The organism is Pantoea sp., from assembly GCF_028283705.1.
GTDB lineage: Bacteria > Pseudomonadota > Gammaproteobacteria > Enterobacterales > Enterobacteriaceae > Pantoea.
In genome coordinates this window covers 391,902-411,972 of sequence record NZ_JAPWKD010000032.1, presented here as the reverse complement: position 1 = coordinate 411,972, position 20,071 = coordinate 391,902, and the positions used below count along the sequence as shown (strand labels likewise).

The 20,071-nt window shown below is 54.6% G+C and carries 14 protein-coding genes and 1 pseudogene; 13 read left to right on the top strand and 2 right to left on the bottom strand.

The window, feature by feature from the left end:
* Nucleotides 1-30: 30 nt before the first annotated feature.
* Complete coding sequence (locus tag PW844_RS24875) at nt 31-1,341, top strand: MFS transporter (protein WP_299457530.1); 1,311 nt, start codon at nt 31-33, stop codon at nt 1,339-1,341.
* Nucleotides 1,342-1,376: 35 nt separating this feature from the next.
* On the opposite strand, the gene satP is transcribed toward PW844_RS24875, so the two are convergent.
* Nucleotides 1,377-1,943 carry an acetate uptake transporter gene (gene satP, locus PW844_RS24870; protein WP_299457527.1) on the bottom strand — a complete coding sequence of 189 codons (567 nt, stop codon included), beginning with the start codon at nt 1,941-1,943 and terminating at the stop codon, nt 1,377-1,379.
* A 276-nt stretch (nt 1,944-2,219) separates the two neighbouring features.
* Here satP and dnaK point away from each other — a divergent pair, with 276 nt between their 5' ends.
* The 4 genes from dnaK to nhaR all read left to right on the top strand — a co-directional run bounded on the left by dnaK (nt 2,220) and on the right by nhaR (nt 7,640).
* Nucleotides 2,220-4,130, top strand: coding sequence for a molecular chaperone DnaK (gene dnaK, locus PW844_RS24865; RefSeq protein WP_299457525.1), 1,911 nt, complete (start codon nt 2,220-2,222; stop codon nt 4,128-4,130).
* Nucleotides 4,131-4,230: 100 nt separating this feature from the next.
* A complete protein-coding gene (dnaJ, locus tag PW844_RS24860; RefSeq protein ID WP_084872557.1) occupies nt 4,231-5,376 on the top strand; it encodes a molecular chaperone DnaJ in 1,146 nt (381 codons plus the stop codon).
* Nucleotides 5,377-5,552: 176 nt separating this feature from the next.
* Complete coding sequence (nhaA, locus tag PW844_RS24855; protein WP_299457522.1) at nt 5,553-6,725, top strand: Na+/H+ antiporter NhaA; 1,173 nt, start codon at nt 5,553-5,555, stop codon at nt 6,723-6,725.
* 21 nt (nt 6,726-6,746) lie between these two features.
* Nucleotides 6,747-7,640 (top strand): transcriptional activator NhaR, encoded by an 894-nt coding sequence (gene nhaR, locus PW844_RS24850; protein ID WP_084872563.1) that lies wholly within the window; start codon nt 6,747-6,749, stop codon nt 7,638-7,640.
* Between the two features lie 60 nt (nt 7,641-7,700).
* On the opposite strand, the gene rpsT is transcribed toward nhaR, so the two are convergent.
* A complete protein-coding gene (gene rpsT, locus PW844_RS24845; protein ID WP_208713961.1) occupies nt 7,701-7,964 on the bottom strand; it encodes a 30S ribosomal protein S20 in 264 nt (87 codons plus the stop codon).
* A gap of 318 nt (nt 7,965-8,282) precedes the next feature.
* Between rpsT and ribF the strand changes: the two genes are divergently transcribed.
* The 8 genes and pseudogenes from ribF to carB all read left to right on the top strand — a co-directional run bounded on the left by ribF (nt 8,283) and on the right by carB (nt 19,893).
* Nucleotides 8,283-9,224 carry a bifunctional riboflavin kinase/FAD synthetase gene (ribF, locus tag PW844_RS24840; RefSeq protein ID WP_299457516.1) on the top strand — a complete coding sequence of 314 codons (942 nt, stop codon included), beginning with the start codon at nt 8,283-8,285 and terminating at the stop codon, nt 9,222-9,224.
* A gap of 57 nt (nt 9,225-9,281) precedes the next feature.
* The gene (gene ileS, locus PW844_RS24835) at nt 9,282-12,101 is read left to right on the top strand and encodes an isoleucine--tRNA ligase (RefSeq protein ID WP_299457513.1); all 2,820 of its coding nucleotides are present in this window, start codon (nt 9,282-9,284) and stop codon (nt 12,099-12,101) included.
* Nucleotides 12,101-12,601 carry a signal peptidase II gene (gene lspA / locus PW844_RS24830; RefSeq protein ID WP_299457510.1) on the top strand — a complete coding sequence of 167 codons (501 nt, stop codon included), beginning with the start codon at nt 12,101-12,103 and terminating at the stop codon, nt 12,599-12,601. The genes ileS and lspA overlap by 1 nt, the downstream gene beginning before the upstream one ends.
* A gap of 9 nt (nt 12,602-12,610) precedes the next feature.
* Nucleotides 12,611-13,055, top strand: a pseudogene (fkpB, locus tag PW844_RS24825) (FKBP-type peptidyl-prolyl cis-trans isomerase); the annotation flags it as partial.
* A 6-nt stretch (nt 13,056-13,061) separates the two neighbouring features.
* Nucleotides 13,062-14,015 carry a 4-hydroxy-3-methylbut-2-enyl diphosphate reductase gene (gene ispH / locus PW844_RS24820; RefSeq protein WP_299458314.1) on the top strand — a complete coding sequence of 318 codons (954 nt, stop codon included), beginning with the start codon at nt 13,062-13,064 and terminating at the stop codon, nt 14,013-14,015.
* A gap of 205 nt (nt 14,016-14,220) precedes the next feature.
* Nucleotides 14,221-15,036 (top strand): 4-hydroxy-tetrahydrodipicolinate reductase, encoded by an 816-nt coding sequence (dapB, locus tag PW844_RS24815; protein WP_299457508.1) that lies wholly within the window; start codon nt 14,221-14,223, stop codon nt 15,034-15,036.
* 470 nt (nt 15,037-15,506) lie between these two features.
* Complete coding sequence (gene carA, locus PW844_RS24810) at nt 15,507-16,655, top strand: glutamine-hydrolyzing carbamoyl-phosphate synthase small subunit (protein WP_299457506.1); 1,149 nt, start codon at nt 15,507-15,509, stop codon at nt 16,653-16,655.
* A gap of 13 nt (nt 16,656-16,668) precedes the next feature.
* Entirely contained in the window at nt 16,669-19,893 is a 3,225-nt protein-coding gene (gene carB / locus PW844_RS24805; RefSeq protein WP_299457504.1) for a carbamoyl-phosphate synthase large subunit, read from the top strand.
* Nucleotides 19,894-20,071 lie beyond the last annotated feature (178 nt).

The following is a 20,071-nucleotide window of genomic DNA, read 5'->3' as shown; positions in this document are numbered from 1 at the left end:
ACTAATTTTGCCTCTGGATACCGGTACGTTATGGATTCGCACTCAACGCGTCGCCTCAATCGACAGGATTACAAAACTCTGGCGCTGGCTGCCCTTGGCGGGGCACTGGAATTTTACGACTTCATCATCTTTGTGTTTTTCGCTGCGGTCATCGGTGAACTCTTCTTCCCGGCCGATATACCGGAGTGGCTGCGTCAGGTGCAGACCTTTGCCATCTTTGCGGCGGGTTATCTGGCGCGTCCGCTGGGCGGCATCATCATGGCGCACTTTGGTGACAAGGTTGGCCGTAAAAAGATGTTCAGCCTGAGTATATTGCTGATGGCCTTACCGACGCTGGCGATGGGCGCGTTGCCGACCTACGCCAGCATCGGGATTGCGGCTCCGTTATTGATGCTGCTGCTGCGTGTATTGCAGGGGGCCGCCATCGGTGGCGAAGTGCCCGGCGCATGGGTGTTTGTGGCTGAGCACGTACCCGAAAAACGCGTCGGTTTTGCCTGCGGTACCTTAACGGCGGGCTTAACTGCCGGCATTCTGCTCGGTTCGCTGGTGGCAACCATTATCAATACCTCACTGACCCCGGCGGCGATTGCCGATCATGGCTGGCGTATTCCGTTCTTCCTCGGCGGGGTGTTTGGTCTGCTGGCGATGTATCTGCGTCGCTGGTTACATGAAACACCGGTGTTTCAGCAGATGCAGCAGCGTAAAGCGCTGGCCGATGCACTGCCGCTGCAAACTATCCTGACCCATCATAAACGTAGCATCGTGATTTCCATGCTGCTCACCTGGCTGCTCTCCGCCTGCATTGTGGTGGTGATTCTGATGGCGCCAACCCTGATGCAAAAACAGCACGCGATTCCGGCTGCGCTCAGTTTGCAGGCCAACAGTTTTGCCACAGTGATGCTGCTGTTTGGCTGTGTCATTGCGGGCTGGGTGGTGGATCGCTTCGGTGCGGCGCGCACGCTGGTGGTGGGGTCATTGTTGCTGGCTATCGCCAGCTGGAATTTCTTCCATCAACTCGACGGAGCGCCAGAGATGTTGTTTGTCTGGTATGGCCTGGCGGGACTGTGCGTCGGTGTTGTGGGGGTGGTGCCTTTTGTGATGGTACGCGCCTTCCCGGCGGCGGTGCGTTTCACCGGCATTTCCTTTTCCTATAACGTCGCCTACGCCATCTTTGGTGGTCTGACCCCGATTAGCGTGACGCTAATGATGCGTGTGACGCCGATGGCCCCCGCCTGGTATGTACTGGCGCTGGCGGGTATTGGCTTCGTCGTTGGTATCTGGCTGTTGCGCGATAATCGGCAGGAAAGTGTGCAGCTTGAGAGGCCCATCCACACCTCATAAATGATCACGCGGAGCCAGCAGGCTCCGCGTGGCTATCAGCGGGCGGCGCCAATCGGCAGGATGGTCCGTCCCCATTGTTCATTCAGCACTTCACCCATCGCCAGATAGATGGCGCTGGCACCGCACACCAGGCCGATCCACCCCCCTATGCGTACCAGCAGGGTGTTATCGATCAAATGCCCAATTGCCAGCATGGCAAACAGCACTGTCAAACTGGCAAAAACAAATTGCAGCATCAATGGGCCGGTCAGAGTGCCGAAGAACAAAAACAGCGTGAATACGCCCCATAAGCCGAGATAAGCGCCGAGGAAATGGCTATCGGCGGCTTCTGCCAGCCCCATTTTGGGCAGCAGCAGAATCGCGACCAGCGTCAGCCAGAAGCTACCGTAAGAGGCAAACGCTGTCAGACCAAAGGTGTTACCTTTTTTAAACTCCAGCAGGCCCGCAAAGATTTGCGCCAGGCCGCCATAAAAAATGCCCATCGCCAGAATGATGGTGTCCATCGCGAAGAGTCCGGTGTTGTGCAGGTTGAGCAGAATGGTGGTCATGCCGAAACCCATTAAGCCCAGCGGCGCAGGATTCGCCAGAGAGATGTTGCGCATAGTTCCTCAGAGGTAATGTTGTGTAGACCCCTCGTTGCGGGGGTGCTGCATAATAATCAGCCACCACAAGGGCATCTTTGATCTGAAAGGGGGGAGATAATTAAAATTTTTTTAGTTTTAACCCTTGATGCGCTTCGAAGCGGCCCCATCTAGTTGTCATCGAGTGTTGTGGAGCAGGAAAAAAAAGCCTGCTCAGGCAGTTGAAAGCGGCAAGATTTGCCCGCATCTCTGCTTCACAACCCAATTTGGCACAGAATTTAAGTGGGAGACGTTTAGATGGGTAAGATTATTGGTATTGACCTGGGTACAACCAACTCTTGTGTTGCGATTATGGACGGCACTAAAGCACGCGTGCTGGAAAATGCCGAGGGCGATCGTACCACGCCTTCAATTATTGCTTATACACAGGATGGCGAAACTCTGGTCGGTCAACCGGCTAAACGTCAGGCGGTGACTAACCCGCAGAACACTCTGTTCGCGATTAAGCGCCTGATTGGCCGTCGTTTTCAGGACGAAGAAGTGCAGCGTGATATCAAAATCATGCCGTACAAAATCACCGCAGCAGATAACGGTGATGCATGGCTGGAAGTGAAAGGCCAGAAAATGGCTCCGCCGCAGATTTCTGCGGAAGTGCTGAAAAAAATGAAGAAAACTGCGGAAGACTTCCTCGGTGAGCCAGTGACTGAAGCGGTGATTACCGTTCCGGCTTACTTCAACGACGCACAGCGTCAGGCAACCAAAGATGCCGGTCGTATCGCGGGCCTGGAAGTAAAACGTATTATTAACGAACCGACTGCTGCGGCGCTGGCTTACGGCCTCGACAAAGGTCAGGGCAACCGCACCATCGCGGTCTATGACCTGGGCGGCGGTACGTTCGATATCTCCATCATCGAAATCGACGAAGTTGATGGCGAAAAAACCTTTGAAGTGCTGGCAACCAACGGTGATACCCATCTGGGTGGTGAAGACTTCGACAGCCGTCTGATCAACTACCTCGTTGCTGAGTTCAAGAAAGATCAGGGCATCGATCTGCACAACGATCCGCTGGCGATGCAGCGTCTGAAAGAAGCCGCAGAGAAAGCGAAAATCGAACTGTCTTCTGCCCAGCAGACTGACGTGAACCTGCCGTACATCACTGCGGATGCGACTGGTCCTAAGCACCTGAACATCAAAGTGACCCGTGCGAAACTGGAATCATTGGTAGAAGACCTGGTTGCGCGTTCTATTGAGCCGCTGAAAGTGGCACTGCAGGATGCTGGTCTGTCAGTTTCTGACATCAACGATGTCATCCTGGTGGGCGGTCAGACGCGTATGCCGCTGGTTCAGGCCAAAGTTACCGAGTTCTTTGGTAAAGAACCACGTAAAGACGTGAACCCGGACGAAGCGGTTGCTGTAGGTGCTGCGGTACAGGGTGGTGTTCTGGGCGGCGACGTGAAAGACGTACTGCTGCTGGACGTAACCCCGCTGTCACTGGGTATCGAAACCATGGGTAGCGTGATGACTTCGCTGATCAGCAAGAACACCACCATCCCGACCAAACACAGCCAGGTGTTCTCGACTGCTGAAGATAACCAGTCTGCCGTGACCATTCACGTGCTGCAGGGTGAGCGTAAACGTGCCAGCGATAACAAATCACTGGGCCAGTTCAACCTCGACGGTATCCAGGCTGCACCGCGCGGTATGCCGCAGATCGAAGTGACCTTCGACATCGATGCGGATGGTATCCTGCATGTGTCTGCGAAAGACAAAAACAGCGGTAAAGAGCAGAAGATCACCATTAAAGCTTCTTCTGGTCTGAACGAAGAAGAGATCGAAAAAATGGTACGTGACGCGGAAGCGAATGCTGAAGCTGACCGTAAATTCGAAGAGCTGGTGCAGACGCGTAACCAGGGCGACCAGATTGCGCACAGCACCCGTAAGCAGCTGGATGAAGCCGGTGACAAGCTTTCTGCCGATGATAAAGCACCGATTGAATCTGCGCTGAACGATCTGAACACCGCGCTGAAAGGCGAAGACAAAGCCGAAATCGAAGCGAAGATGCAGGCTCTGATGCAGGTTTCCAGCAAACTGATGGAAATGGCACAGCAGCAGGGTCAGGCGGGCGCGGCAGATGCTGGCGACGCTTCCGCGAAGAAAGATGACGACGTAGTCGACGCTGAATTCGAAGAAGTTAAAGATAAAAAATAATTGCCCCTGACCGGGCGCGACGGCTGGCCTGACAGCCGTTGAAACCAGCACGGGCGTAGGAGATCTCTCCACGCCCGTGCGATCATGTTAAGGGCAGAAGATGGCGAAGAGTGATTTTTACGAGATCTTAGGCGTCTCTAAATCGGCTGATGAGCGCGAAATCAAAAAGGCTTATAAGCGCCTGGCGATGAAGTATCACCCGGACCGTAACCCGGGCGATAAAGAAGCCGAAGCGAAATTCAAAGAGGTTAAGGAAGCCTACGAAATTCTGACCGATGCGCAGAAGCGTGCGGCCTACGACCAGTACGGTCATGCGGCGTTTGAACAAGGTGGCATGGGCGGCGGTGGATTTGGTGGCGGCGGCTTCGGCGGCGGCGGTGCTGATTTCAGCGATATCTTTGGCGACGTATTTGGCGATATTTTTGGTGGTGGCCGCCGTCAGCGTGCTGCCCGTGGCGCCGATTTACGCTACAACATGGACCTGACGCTGGAAGAAGCGGTGCGCGGCGTGACCAAAGAGATCCGCATTCCAACCCTGGAAGAGTGTGAGGTCTGCCACGGCAGCGGCGCGAAGGCGGGTACGCAACCCCAAACCTGTCCGACCTGTCATGGTGCTGGTCAGGTGCAGATGCGCCAGGGCTTTTTCACTGTGCAGCAGGCGTGCCCGACCTGTCATGGTCGCGGCTCGGTGATTAAAGATCCGTGCAACGCCTGTCATGGTCACGGTCGCGTTGAGCGCTCGAAAACCCTGTCGGTGAAAATCCCGGCTGGCGTTGATACCGGTGACCGTATCCGTCTGAGCGGAGAAGGGGAAGCGGGTGAGCATGGCGCACCGGCTGGCGATCTTTATGTTCAGGTGTCAGTGAAAAAACACCCGATCTTCGAACGTGAAGATAACAACCTGTACTGTGAAGTGCCGATCAACTTCGCGATGGCAGCCCTGGGCGGCGAGATTGAAGTACCGACCCTGGATGGCCGTGTGAAGCTGAAAGTACCGTCAGAAACGCAGACCGGTAAATTGTTCCGCATGCGCGGTAAAGGCGTGAAATCAGTACGAGGTGGTGCGGTGGGTGACCTGCTGTGCCGCGTGGTGGTGGAAACCCCTGTCAGCCTGAACGACAAACAGAAAGCGCTGCTGCGTGAACTGGAGGAGAGTTTTGGCGGCCCGACCGGTGAGAAAAATAGCCCTCGTTCCAAGAGCTTCTTTGACGGCGTGAAGAAGTTTTTTGACGACTTAACCCGCTAAGTTTTTCTGCGTCATCCTGAAAGCCAGCGCTACGCCGCTGGCTTTTTATTGCCTGCCTTCCCCCAATCATTCGGTTTTTTCGAACCTGGCCTAATAAATAATCTGTTTTTTTCGAGTTAATATTGCCGCTAAGCTAATCGCCTTTTTACTATTCGCTTACAACAAGGAATCTGGACGTGAATATCCGTTTGAAAAAATTGCTTAACAGCGACGCCAGCAGCGGCGTCGTGCTGATTATTGCCGCGGCCATTGCCATGCTGCTGGCTAACAACGTCAACACCCATCAGGGTTATCTCGATCTGCTTAACATTCCGGTGGAGTTCCGTTTTGGTGCGCTGGACATCAGCAAAAATTTGCTGCTGTGGATCAACGATGCGCTGATGGCGGTGTTCTTCCTGATGGTTGGCCTGGAGGTGAAGCGGGAAATGGTGATGGGGGCGCTGGCCCGACGCGATCAGGCGATTTTCCCGCTGATTGCGGCGCTTGGCGGTATGGTGGTCCCCGGCTTAGTGTTCCTGCTCTTTAACGTCGGTGATGCAGCCACCCGCAGCGGCTGGGCCATTCCCACAGCAACTGATATCGCTTTCGCGCTGGGTATCCTGGCACTGCTGGGTAGCCGGGTTCCGCCTGCGCTGAAGATCTTCCTGATGGCGCTGGCGATCATTGACGATCTGGGCGCTATCGTGATTATCGCGCTGTTCTATACCAGCGATCTTTCTTTAATGTCTTTAGGTGTGGCCGCTGGCGCGATTGTGGTGCTGGGCATCATGAACCTGCTGAATGTGCGTAACACCGGTTTGTATTTGCTGGTGGGGCTGGTGCTGTGGACCGCAGTGTTGAAATCCGGCGTGCATGCCACGCTGGCTGGCGTGGTGGTGGGTTTCCTGATCCCGCTGAAGAAGAAAGAGGGCCATTCCCCGGCCATCCATCTGGAGCACGCGCTGCATCCATGGGTACGTTGGCTGATTCTGCCGCTGTTTGCCTTCGCCAATGCAGGCGTTTCGCTGGCGGGAGTGACACCAGGCAGCCTGTTCTCGCTGCTGCCGCTCGGCATCATGCTGGGGCTGTTTATCGGCAAACCCCTTGGCATCACGCTGTTTTGCTGGCTTGGCGTAAAAACCGGGGTAGCAAAATTGCCGGATAATACCTCGTTACGCGATATCGCTGCCGTCGGCGTGTTGTGCGGCATCGGCTTTACCATGTCGATTTTTATAGCCTCGCTGGCGTATGGCGAAGCCGATCCCCAGCTGATCACGTTGGCGAAACTGGGTATTTTGCTGGGGTCGGTCATCTCGGCCATCGTCGGCTATTTCCTGCTGTGGCGACGTCTGCCGCGCCAGGTGGCATAAGCTGACGCAGGGAGAGCGCAGATGTCACATATCAACTACAACCATCTGTATTACTTCTGGCATGTCTGCCGTGAGGGTTCGATTGTTGGTGCGGCGGAGGCGCTATTCCTCACGCCGCAAACCATCACCGGGCAAATCAAGGCGCTGGAAGACCGTCTGCAAGGCAAACTGTTTCGCCGTCAGGGACGCGGGCTGGTCCCAACCGAGCTGGGGCAGCTGGTGTTTCGCTATGCCGATCGCATGTTTATGCTGAGCCAGGAAATGCTCGATATCGTCAACTACCGCAAAGAGTCCCATCTGCTGTTTGATGTCGGCATTGCCGATGCGCTGTCCAAGCAACTCGTCAGTAAGGTGCTGGAGGCGGCGGTAGTGGCCGATGAGAAGATACATCTGCGCTGCTTTGAATCGACGCATGAGCTGCTGCTGGAGCAACTGAGCCAGCATAAGCTGGATATGATAGTCTCCGACTGCCCGATTGATTCGACGCAGCAGGAGGGGCTGTTCTCGGTCAAATTGGGTGAGTGTCCGGTCAGCTTTTGGTGTAGCGCGCCCTGGCCGGAACAGGCTTTCCCGGCCTGCCTGGAACAGCGGCGTTTGCTGATTCCAGGCCGTCGTTCCATGTTGGGACGTAAGCTGCTGAACTGGATCCACAGCCAGGGATTACAAGTTGAGATTCTTGGCGAGTTTGATGATGCGGCATTAATGAAGGCGTTTGGGGCGCAGCATAACGCGATTTTTGTCGCCCCTACGCTCTACGGTGATGCCATTTATCGCGATGATACGATTCAGGAGATGGGGCGTCTGGACGCGGTGATGGAGGAGTATCACGTGATTTTTGCCGAGCGTATGATTCAGCATCCGGCGGTGCAGCGCATCTGTCATGGTGACTTCAGCACGTTGTTTAGCGGCAAATAACAGGCAGAAAAAAACCGGCTTAGCGCCGGTTCTTTCACAAAGCGATTAACAGCCGGGCGATTAAGCCAGTTTGTTGATCTGTGCAGTCAGGTTTGACTTATGACGTGCAGCTTTGTTTTTGTGGATCAGACCTTTAGCAGCCTGACGGTCCACGATCGGTTGCATTTCGTTGAATGCGTTCTGCGCAGCAGCTTTGTCGCCTGTTGCGATAGCCGCGTATACTTTCTTGATGAAAGTACGCATCATAGAACGGTTGCTCGCGTTATGCTTGCGACGTTTCTCAGATGTTACGGCGCGTTTCTTAGCTGATTTGATATTAGCCAAGGTCCAACTCCCAAATGTGTTCTATATGGACAAATCAAAGGCCGAGGACTATGCCTTTTGTGCCTTCTTTTGTCAATGGATTTGTGCAAATAAGCGTCGTTTTACAAACGACACCCGGTTACGTAATTGATGGCGCAAGATTCTACCAGCATCACCTCGTTGAATACAGTATTTCGCAATAAAATTCTCAAGATCGCACCTAAGCCCCTGCCTGCACGCGGATTAAGCTGCAACAGAAGCAGGAAAGGCACGCATACGGGTTAACCTGAACGCTATTCAAGGGTATAATCCGCCGATTTCCACCGGTTTGAGTCAGCCATGAAGTTTATCCGCGGTATTTACAATCTCAATGAGCAGCATCGCGGCTGCGTCCTGACCATTGGTAATTTTGACGGTTTCCATCGCGGCCATCAGGCATTGATGGCTGAACTGATTGAAGAAGGCCGCAGGCGGCAGCTGCCGGTGATAGTGATGCTGTTCGAACCACAGCCGCTGGAGCTGTTTGCAGGTGATAAAGCGCCGGCACGCCTGACGCGTCTGCGTGAAAAGCTGAAGTATTTACAGCAGGCAGGTGTGGATGAGGTGTTGTGTGTACGCTTCGATCGCCGCTTTGCTGCCCATTCGGCACAAAGCTTTATCGCTGAACTGTTGGTGGAAAAGCTGAACGTCAAATTCCTCGCAGTCGGCGATGATTTCCGCTTTGGTGCTGGTCGCCAGGGCGATTTCCTGTTATTACAGAAAGCCGGTACGGAATATGGCTTTGATGTCATCAGCACCCAGACTTTTTGTGATGGTGTTGGTATACGCATCAGCAGTACCGCGGTGCGGCAGGCGTTGGCGCAGGATGACTTTGCTCAGGCGCAGGCATTGCTGGGCCATCCCTTCAGCATTTCAGGCCGCGTGGTGCACGGTGATGCACTGGGGCGCACCATTGGTTTTCCCACCGCGAATCTCCCTTTACGCCGTACGGTAACGCCGGTGAAAGGCGTATTTGCGGTTGAAGTGCTGGGTCTGGGTGACGAACCTATCCCTGGCGTTGCCAACATTGGTACGCGCCCGACGGTAAAAGGTCTGCGTCAGCAGCTTGAAGTTCACCTGCTCGACACAAATATGAATCTTTATGGGCGTCACATTGAAGTGGTGCTGAGGCATAAGATTCGCAGCGAACAGCGTTTCGCCTCGCTGGACGCCCTGAAAGAACAAATAGCGAAAGATGTGGTGACGGCCCGACAATTTTTTGGGCTATACCCTGCAACCTGAAGTATGGCGGGTATAAAAACACCGGTTTAATGACCGAAATATGGAACCGAGAATCTGATGAGTGACTATAAATCTACCCTGAATTTGCCGGAAACGGGGTTCCCGATGCGTGGCGATCTGGCTAAACGCGAACCGGGAATGCTGCAACGTTGGTATGATGACAACCTGTACGGCATCATCCGCGAAGCCAAAAAAGGGAAAAAAACCTTTATTCTGCATGATGGCCCTCCCTACGCGAACGGCAGCATTCATATTGGTCACTCCGTTAACAAGATTCTGAAAGACATTATCGTTAAGTCGAAAGGCATGGCGGGCTTTGATTCGCCTTATGTACCGGGCTGGGACTGCCACGGTCTGCCGATCGAACACAAAGTTGAGCAGATGATTGGTAAGCCGGGCGAGAAAGTCAGCGCGGCGGAATTCCGTGAAGCCTGCCGTAAATACGCGGCGGAGCAGGTGGAAGGACAGAAAAAAGACTTTATCCGTCTTGGTGTGCTGGGTGACTGGGATCATCCGTACCTGACCATGAACTTCCAGACTGAAGCCAACATCATCCGTGCGCTGGGCAAAATCATCGGCAATGGTCACCTGCATAAAGGCGCGAAGCCGGTGCACTGGTGTCTGGATTGCCGTTCGGCGCTGGCTGAAGCGGAAGTCGAATACTACGACAAAACGTCTCCATCTATCGACGTGATGTTCAACGCACTGGATGCTGATACGGTACGCGCCAAATTTGGCGTCACTGCGTCTGAAGGCCCGGTTTCTCTGGTTATCTGGACTACCACCCCGTGGACCATGCCAGCCAACCGCGGTATCTCTCTGCATCCGGAATTTGAATACCAGCTGGTGCAAATCGAAGGCCGTAGCCTGATCCTCGCCAAAGACCTGGTAGAAAGCGTGATGAAGCGCGCCGGTATCAGCGAGTGGCGCGTGCTGGGTGAGTGCAAAGGCGCGGCGCTGGAGCTGCAACTGTTCCAGCATCCTTTCCTGGAAAACATCCAGTCGAAAGTGGTGCTGGGCGAACACGTCACCCTTGAAGCCGGTACCGGTGCGGTGCATACCGCTCCGGGTCACGGTCCTGATGACTACGTGATTGGTCAGAAATACGGCCTGGAAACTGCTAACCCGGTTGGACCGGATGGCGCGTATCTGCCGGGCACCTACCCGACGCTGGACGGCGTTAACGTATTTAAAGCCAACGATATGATCGTTGAGCTGCTGAAGGAAAAAGGCGCGCTGTTGCATGTGGAAAAACTGCTGCACAGTTATCCACACTGCTGGCGTCATAAAACGCCGATCATCTTCCGTGCGACGCCGCAGTGGTTTATCAGCATGGATCAGAAAGGCCTGCGTGCGCAGTCGCTGAAAGAGATCAAAGGCGTGCAGTGGATCCCGGACTGGGGCCAGGCACGTATCGAAGCGATGGTGGCCAACCGCCCGGACTGGTGTATCTCCCGTCAGCGCACCTGGGGTGTGCCGATGGCGTTGTTCGTCCATAACGAGACCGAACAGCTGCACCCGGATACGCTGGAGCTGATGGAGAAAGTGGCACAGCGTGTGGAGCAGGATGGTATTCAGGCGTGGTGGGATCTCGACCCACGCGATCTGATGGGCGACGACGCTGACAACTACACCAAGGTGCCGGATACGCTGGATGTGTGGTTCGATTCAGGTTCAACCAGCTATGCCGTAGTTGACGCCCGCCCGGAATTTGAAGGCCATAGCCCGGATATGTATCTGGAAGGCTCGGATCAGCATCGCGGCTGGTTTATGTCTTCACTGATGATTTCGACCGCGATGAAAGGCAAAGCGCCATATCGCCAGGTACTGACGCACGGTTTTACCGTGGATGGTCAGGGCCGCAAAATGTCGAAATCCATCGGCAACACCGTCGCACCGCAGGATGTGATGGACAAGCTGGGCGCAGACATTTTGCGTCTGTGGGTGGCTTCAACCGACTATTCCGGTGAGATGGCGGTCTCCGATGAGATCCTGAAGCGTTCAGCGGATGCTTATCGTCGTATCCGTAACACCGCACGTTTCCTGCTGGCTAACCTGAGCGGCTTCAATCCGGCGACCGATAAAGTCAGCCCGGAAGAGATGGTGGTACTGGATCGCTGGGCCGTAGGCCGTGCACAGGCTGCGCAGGCGGATATCGTGGAATCCTACGCTAACTACGATTTCCATGAAGTTATCCAGCGTCTGATGCAGTTCTGCTCGATTGAGATGGGGTCGTTCTACCTCGACATCATCAAAGACCGTCAGTACACCGCGAAGGGCGACAGCCTGGCGCGTCGCAGCTGCCAGACCGCGCTGTGGCACATCGTGGAAGCGCTGGTTCGCTGGATGGCACCGATCATGTCCTTCACTGCAGATGAAATCTGGGGTTACCTGCCGGGCGATCGTGCGCAATACGTGTTTACCGAAGAATGGTACGACGGCCTGTTTGGTCTGGCGGCAGACGAAGCGCTGAATGATGCGTACTGGGCTGAACTGCTGAAAGTACGCGGTGAAGTGAACAAGGTGATTGAACAGGCGCGTGGCGATAAACGTATCGGTGGCTCGCTGGAAGCAACGGTTACGTTGTACGCGGATGCTGAACTGGCGACCAAACTGCAGGCGCTGGGCAATGAGCTGCGCTTTGTACTGCTGACCTCCGGTGCCACGGTGGCGGATTACGTTACGGCAAGCGACGAAGCACAGCAGAGCGAATTGCTGAAAGGTCTGAAAATCGCGTTGCATAAAGCAGAAGGCGAGAAATGTCCACGCTGCTGGCATTACACTACCGACGTTGGTCAGAACCCGGAGCACGCGGCGGTCTGCGGACGTTGTTACACCAACGTGGCCGGTAACGGCGAAGAGCGTAAGTTTGCCTGATGAGTAAAGCTATTTTCTCAACCGGATTGCGCTGGCTGTGGCTGGTGCTGGTGGTGATTGTTGTCGACTTCGCCAGTAAGCAGTGGGTCATGAATAACATGATGCTGCACGAAACGCGGTCGCTGATGCCGTTCCTGAACCTGTTCTATGCGCACAACTATGGCGCGGCGTTCAGCTTCCTGGCGGACAAAGGCGGCTGGCAGCGCTGGTTCTTTGCTGGGATCGCGATCGCCATTGTGGTTGCGTTACTGGTGATGATGTATCGCAATCCTGCCCGCAACAAGTTAACCAATATTGCTTACGCGCTGATCATCGGCGGGGCATTAGGTAACCTGTTTGATCGTGCTTACCACGGGTTCGTGGTCGATTTTATCGACTTCTATATCGGTGACTGGCACTTCGCGACCTTCAACATCGCCGACTGCGGGATCTGCATCGGCGCGGCGCTGGTGGTGCTGGAGGGCTTCTTTAGCCCGAAAGGCAAACAGGTTAAAGATTAAGGGTAAATGATGACAGACACTGTACAGCGCGATAGCGCCCTGCTGGTGCATTTTACGCTGAAGCTGGAAGATGGCTCGACAGCGGAATCAACGCGCGCCAACGGCAAACCCGCGCTGTTTCGTCTGGGCGATGGCAGCCTGTCGGCAGCGCTGGAGCAGGAACTGCTGGGACGTAAAGTCGGCGACAAGCACGGCTTTACCCTGGCGCCGGAGGATGCCTTCGGTGGCATCAGCCCGGACCTGATCCAATACTTCTCCCGTCGTGATTTTATCGATGCTGGAGAGCCGGAAGTCGGTGCCATTATGCTGTTCAGCGGCATGGGTGGCAGCGAGATGCCGGGGGTGATCCGTGAAATCTCTGGTGATTCGATCACTGTGGATTTCAACCATCCGCTGGCGGGCGCAGGCATTCAATTTCGATATTGAAGTGCTGGAGATCGATCCGCAGCTGGAGGGGACCATGCAAATCCTGTTAGCTAACCCACGCGGTTTCTGTGCAGGCGTGGATCGTGCCATTAGTATCGTAGAGCGCGCGCTGGAAATGTACGGCGCGCCTATCTATGTTCGCCATGAAGTGGTGCATAACCGCTATGTGGTGAGCAGCCTGCGCGAGCGCGGTGCTATCTTTATCGAAGAAATCAGTGAAGTGCCGGATGATGCCATTCTCATCTTCTCTGCCCATGGTGTGTCGCAGGCGGTTCGTGCCGAAGCGAAGGCGCGTAACCTGACCATGCTGTTTGACGCCACCTGTCCGCTGGTGACCAAAGTGCATATGGAAGTGGCGCGCGCCAGCCGTAAAGGCGTTGAAGCCATCCTGATTGGCCATGCGGGGCATCCGGAAGTGGAAGGCACCATGGGGCAGTACAACAACCCCAACGGTGGCATGTATCTGGTGGAATCACCGGAAGACGTGTTCAAACTGCATGTCAAAGATGAAAGCAACCTGTGCTTTATGACCCAGACCACACTGTCGGTGGATGATACCTCCGACGTGATTGACGCGCTGCGTCAGCGCTTCCCGGCGATCATCGGTCCACGTAAAGATGATATCTGCTACGCCACCACGAATCGCCAGGAAGCGGTGCGTGTGCTGGCTCGCGACGCTGAAGTGGTGCTGGTCGTCGGGTCGAAAAACTCCTCCAACTCCAACCGTCTGGCGGAACTGGCGCAGCGTGCCGGTAAACTGGCAAAGCTGATCGATTCTGCCGACGATATTCAGGAAGAGTGGGTAAAAGACGTGACCACCATTGGCGTGACGGCGGGGGCTTCTGCGCCGGATATTCTGGTGCAGCAGGTGATTCAGCGTCTGCGCGAGTTCGGCGGTGAAGCGGCGATCGAGCTGATTGGCCGTGAAGAAAACATTGTGTTTGAAGTGCCGAAAGAGTTGCGCGTTGACGTGCGCAACGTGCAGTAACCCCTCCCTGGTAACGGCGCGATAAATCGCGCCGTTACATCATCCGCTCAGACCTATTTCCACCTGGTGAGATTGCTTTTACTGATAATCTGACGCGGCTGGCATAAAATTCTAATTATCCCTTTTTTATTGTGGCGTGACTGTTATCTCACCGTTAACCTGTTTGCGCTTTGCATGCATAGTTTTGTATCAGGAATGAATAAATATGAGTGAAATCCGCATTGCTATTGTTGGTGCGCCGGGTCGTATGGGACGCAATTTGATTCAGGCTGCGCAGCAGGCGGAAGGCGTAGTATTAGGTGCCGCGCTGGCACGCAGCGGTTCATCGCTGATCGGCAGCGACGCCGGTGAACTGGCGGGCATCGGTAAAACCGGGGTGTTGGTCACCGCCGATTTACAGCAGGTCGTAGATGATTTTGACGTGCTGATCGACTTCACCCGCCCGGAAGGCACGCTGGAGTACCTGGCCTTCTGCCGTCAGCATCAGAAAGCGATGGTGATTGGCACCACCGGTTTTGATGAAGCCGGTAAAGCAGCGATTCGCGCGGCGGCGGAAGAGATTGGCATCGTGTTCGCCGCAAACTTCAGCGTGGGTGTAAACCTGGTGCTGGAGCTGCTGAAACAAGCGGCGAAAGTGATGGGCGATTACGCTGATATTGAAATCGTTGAAGCGCATCACCGTCACAAAGTTGATGCACCATCAGGGACGGCGCTGGCAATGGGTGAAGCGATTGCCGAAGCGATGGACTGGAAACTGGACGAGCACGCGGTCTACGCGCGTGAAGGCCATACCGGTGAGCGCAAAGCGCAGACCATCGGTTTCGCTACCGTCCGTGCAGGCGATATCGTCGGCGAGCATACCGCGATGTTTGCAGATATTGGCGAACGCGTAGAGATTACCCACAAGGCTTCCAGCCGCATGACCTTTGCAAATGGAGCTGTTAAAGCTGCTTTTTGGCTTAAAGACAAGAAATCTGGCCTTTATGATATGCGTGATGTGCTGGATTTATCGATGTTGTGAGTGTTGTGAACCATCGTGATGTGGTTATTTCAATCGGTAAGACATTGATTGAATAGGGCAATATTATTATTGCCCTTTATTTTGTCTTTAAAATGACGATTATGCATCTGTTTCTGTTTGAAGTGTGTTTTTTTCTGTACTTGCGATCGTTTTTCATCCTGTAAATCATCATTTTTGACCATTTGGTCAAAAATTTTCTCCCGCTAGCACCCTTTTAAGATTATTTCCGCCTCGCAACCGTTTATTTTTCCCAGTTGTCTCGCTCTTTTGTCGCTTATTGTGGATTTTAACATTCAGTTGCCCGAAAAAAGCAAAAAAATACCGTCTCAGGGTAGACAAGGTGCAGGTCGATCATTAGAATGCGCGCAATTTGCCAAAAATCGACCAGTCAGGCGGTTTTTGCATTGATTCAGGACAGTATTTTGAATTAATATGCAAATATTGTGACTGTTTATTCCCTGGAGGATGTTTTGATTAAGTCAGCGCTCTTGGTTCTGGAAGACGGAACCCAATTCCACGGTCGGGCCATCGGGGCAACGGGATCGGCAGTGGGGGAGGTCGTTTTCAACACGTCAATGACCGGTTATCAAGAAATCCTCACTGATCCCTCCTATTCCCGCCAGATCGTCACCCTCACTTATCCCCATATCGGCAATGTTGGCGCTAACGCCGCCGACGAAGAATCCAGCCAAATTCATGCTCAGGGCCTCGTTATTCGCGATCTGCCGCTGATTACCAGCAACTTCCGTAGTGAAGAAAGCCTGTCAGCCTATTTGCAGCGCAACAACATCGTCGCCATTGCCGATATCGATACCCGCAAGCTGACGCGTCTGCTGCGTGAAAAAGGGGCACAGAACGGCTGCATCATCGCCGGTGACAATCCGGATGCCGCGCTGGCGTTACAGAAAGCGCAGGCGTTCCCGGGTCTGAAAGGTATGGACCTGGCAAAAGAAGTGACGACGGCTGAAACCTATGCCTGGCAGCAGGGGAGCTGGACGCTACAGGGCGACCTGCCGGAGCAAAAATCCGCAGAAGAATTACCGTTCCACGTTGTCGCCTACGATTTTGGCGCCAAGCGCAACATTCTGCGTATGCTGGTGGATCGCGGCTGCCGCCTGACGGTGGTTCCGGCGCAAACTTCGGCGGAAGAGGTACTGAAGCTGAATCCGGACGGCATTTTCCTCTCCAATGGCCCGGGTGACCCGGAGCCGTGTGACTACGCTATCAACGCGATTCAGGCTTTCCTGAATACCGATATTCCGGTATTCGGCATCTGCCTCGGCCATCAGCTGCTGGCGCTGGCGAGCGGTGCGAAGACCATCAAAATGAAGCTGGGCCATCATGGTGGTAACCATCCGGTCAAAGATCTCGACAACAATACCGTGATGATCACTGCACAGAACCACGGTTTCGCCGTTGATGAAAGCAACTTACCCGCAAATCTGCGTGTGACCCATGTGTCACTGTTCGACCAGACCGTGCAGGGCATTCACCGTACCGATAAACCGGCCTTTAGCTTCCAGGGACACCCGGAAGCCAGCCCAGGCCCGCACGATGCAGCACCGCTGTTCGATCACTTTATCGAACTGATCGAAGCCTACCGTTCTAACGCGAAGTAATCAGGAGCTAACGATGCCAAAACGTACAGACATAAAATCCATCCTGATCCTTGGCGCAGGTCCGATCGTTATCGGCCAGGCATGTGAATTTGACTACTCCGGTGCGCAGGCGTGTAAAGCGCTGCGTGAAGAGGGCTACCGCGTCATTCTGGTGAACTCTAACCCGGCAACCATTATGACCGACCCGGAAATGGCCGATGCTACCTATATCGAGCCGATTCACTGGGAAGTGGTACGCAAAATCATTGAAAAAGAGCGCCCGGATGCGGTTCTGCCGACCATGGGTGGCCAGACAGCGCTGAACTGTGCGCTGGAGCTGGAACGCCAGGGCGTGCTGGCAGAGTTCGGTGTGACCATGATTGGTGCCACCGCCGACGCCATTGATAAAGCCGAAGACCGCCGTCGTTTTGACGTGGCGATGAAAAGCATTGGTCTGGATACCGCGCGTTCGGGTATCGCGCACACCATGGAAGAAGCGCTGGCCGTGGCCGAAGACGTTGGCTTCCCGTGCATTATCCGTCCTTCTTTCACCATGGGCGGCACCGGTGGCGGTATCGCGTATAACCGTGAAGAATTTGAAGAGATTTGCGAACGCGGTCTGGATCTGTCGCCGACCAATGAGCTGCTGATTGACGAGTCGCTGATTGGCTGGAAAGAGTACGAGATGGAAGTGGTGCGTGATAAAAACGACAACTGCATCATCGTCTGCTCCATCGAAAACTTCGATGCGATGGGGATCCACACCGGTGACTCCATCACTGTGGCCCCGGCCCAGACCCTGACCGACAAAGAGTATCAAATCATGCGTAACGCCTCGCTGGCGGTACTGCGTGAAATCGGCGTTGAAACGGGCGGTTCCAACGTGCAGTTCTCGGTTAACCCGAAAGATGGTCGCCTGATCGTCATCGAAATGAACCCGCGCGTGTCACGTTCTTCGGCGCTGGCCTCCAAAGCGACCGGCTTCCCGATTGCTAAAGTGGCAGCAAAACTGGCGGTGGGCTTCACCCTCGACGAACTGATGAACGACATCACCGGTGGTCGTACCCCGGCCTCGTTTGAGCCGTCCATCGACTACGTTGTCACCAAGATTCCTCGTTTCAACTTCGAGAAGTTCGCTGGTGCCAACGATCGCCTGACTACCCAGATGAAATCTGTCGGTGAAGTGATGGCGATTGGCCGTACTTTCCAGGAGTCGATGCAGAAAGCGCTGCGCGGTCTGGAAGTGGGTGCCAACGGTTTCGACCCGAAAGTGAACCTGGACGATGCCGAAGCACTGACCCGTATCCGTCGCGAGCTGAAGGATGCCGGTTCCGACCGTATCTGGTACATCGCGGATGCGTTCCGTGCGGGTATGTCCGTTGATGGCGTCTTCAACCTGACCAATATCGACCGCTGGTTCCTGGTGCAGATTGAAGAACTGGTTCGTCTTGAAGAGCAGGTGGCGCGTGAAGGTGTGCAGGCGTTGGACTTTGCCTTCCTGCGTGCACTGAAGCGTAAAGGTTTTGCCGACGCACGTCTGGCAGCGTTGGCTGGCGTTGCAGAAGGTGAAATCCGTAAACTGCGTCAGCAGTTCAATCTGCACCCGGTTTATAAGCGTGTCGATACCTGTGCAGCAGAGTTCGCTACTGACACTGCTTATATGTACTCGACTTATGAAGAAGAGTGCGAAGCCAATCCGAACCAGGATCGCGACAAAATCATGGTGCTGGGCGGCGGTCCGAACCGTATCGGCCAGGGCATTGAGTTTGACTACTGCTGTGTCCATGCGGCGCTGGCGCTGCGTGAAGATGGTTTTGAGACCATCATGGTTAACTGTAACCCGGAAACCGTCTCAACTGACTACGACACCTCTGACCGTCTCTACTTCGAGCCGGTAACGCTGGAAGACGTGCTGGAAATCGTGCGTATCGAGCAGCCTAAGGGCGTGATCGTGCAGTACGGTGGTCAGACTCCGCTGAAACTGGCGCGCGCGCTGGAAGCGGCAGGTGTGCCGGTTATCGGCACCAGCCCGGATGCGATTGACCGTGCGGAAGACCGTGAGCGTTTCCAGCAGGCAGTTGAGCGTCTGAACCTGAAACAACCGGCCAACGCCACCGTCAGCACGCTGGAGCAGGCGGTAGAGAAAGCGGTCGGCATCGGCTATCCGCTGGTGGTTCGCCCATCCTACGTACTGGGTGGCCGGGCGATGGAAATTGTTTACGACGAAATCGACCTGAAGCGTTACTTCCAGACGGCGGTATCGGTTTCTAACGATGCACCGGTACTGCTGGACCGCTTCCTCGATGACGCGGTAGAAGTGGATGTGGATGCGATTTGCGACGGTGAGCGTGTGCTGATTGGCGGCATCATGGAACACATCGAGCAGGCGGGGGTGCACTCCGGTGACTCAGCCTGTTCACTGCCGGCTTACACCCTGAATGCGGATATCCAGAACGTGATGCGTCAGCAGGTGGAAAAACTGGCGTTCGAACTGAACGTGCGTGGTCTGATGAACGTGCAGTTCGCGGTGAAGGACAACGAGGTTTACCTGATTGAAGTGAACCCGCGTGCGGCACGTACCGTACCGTTCGTCTCTAAAGCGACCGGTGTCCCACTGGCGAAAGTGGCAGCGCGTGTGATGGCCGGTAAAACGCTGGCTGAGCAGGGCGTCACCAAAGAGGTGATTCCGCCGTACTACTCCGTGAAAGAAGTGGTGCTGCCGTTCAACAAATTCCAGGGCGTTGACCCGATCCTCGGCCCGGAAATGCGTTCTACCGGTGAGGTGATGGGTGTTGGTCGTACCTTCGCTGAAGCCTTCGCTAAAGCGATGCTGGGTGCGCAGAGCAACATGAAGAAATCAGGCCGTGCGCTGCTGTCGGTACGCGAAGGCGATAAGAAGCGTATCGTTGACCTCGCTGCGAAACTGCTGAAGTTTGGTTTCGAGCTGGATGCGACGCATGGTACGGCGGTGGTACTGGGGGAAGCCGGGATTAACCCGCGTCTGGTGAACAAGGTGCACGAAGGTCGTCCGCATATTCAGGATCGTCTGAAGAACGGCGAGTACACCTATATCGTTAACACCACCGCAGGTCGTCAGGCGATTGAAGATTCCAAACTGATTCGCCGCAGTGCGCTGCAATACAAAGTTCACTACGACACCACCCTGAACGGCGGTTTTGCCACCGCGATGGCGCTGAACGCAGATCCAACCGAGAAGGTGATTTCGGTGCAGGAAATGCATGCGCAAATCAATGGTTGATCTCTGAACGTTTGTTACAAATAACGGCTCCGAAAGGGGCCGTTATTTTCGCTATTGTTAATCGGTGCATAACATTAGTTTATGACAATATTATGATTTTAAGAATTTTTAGCGACTGGTGCGGTATTTTTTGTCTACACATTTATTAGCACGAATTTATAAATAGAAAGCGATACCG

Coding starts and splice junctions, on each gene's coding strand:
- carB (WP_299457504.1), top strand. CDS start 16,669: ATGCCAAAACGTACAGACATAAAATCCATCCTGATCCTTGGCGCAGGT.
- dnaJ (WP_084872557.1), top strand. CDS start 4,231: ATGGCGAAGAGTGATTTTTACGAGATCTTAGGCGTCTCTAAATCGGCT.
- lspA (WP_299457510.1), top strand. CDS start 12,101: ATGAGTAAAGCTATTTTCTCAACCGGATTGCGCTGGCTGTGGCTGGTG.
- ribF (WP_299457516.1), top strand. CDS start 8,283: ATGAAGTTTATCCGCGGTATTTACAATCTCAATGAGCAGCATCGCGGC.
- nhaR (WP_084872563.1), top strand. CDS start 6,747: ATGTCACATATCAACTACAACCATCTGTATTACTTCTGGCATGTCTGC.
- ileS (WP_299457513.1), top strand. CDS start 9,282: ATGAGTGACTATAAATCTACCCTGAATTTGCCGGAAACGGGGTTCCCG.
- dapB (WP_299457508.1), top strand. CDS start 14,221: ATGAGTGAAATCCGCATTGCTATTGTTGGTGCGCCGGGTCGTATGGGA.
- ispH (WP_299458314.1), top strand. CDS start 13,062: ATGCAAATCCTGTTAGCTAACCCACGCGGTTTCTGTGCAGGCGTGGAT.
- dnaK (WP_299457525.1), top strand. CDS start 2,220: ATGGGTAAGATTATTGGTATTGACCTGGGTACAACCAACTCTTGTGTT.
- satP (WP_299457527.1), bottom strand. CDS start 1,943: ATGCGCAACATCTCTCTGGCGAATCCTGCGCCGCTGGGCTTAATGGGT.
- PW844_RS24875 (WP_299457530.1), top strand. CDS start 31: ATGGATTCGCACTCAACGCGTCGCCTCAATCGACAGGATTACAAAACT.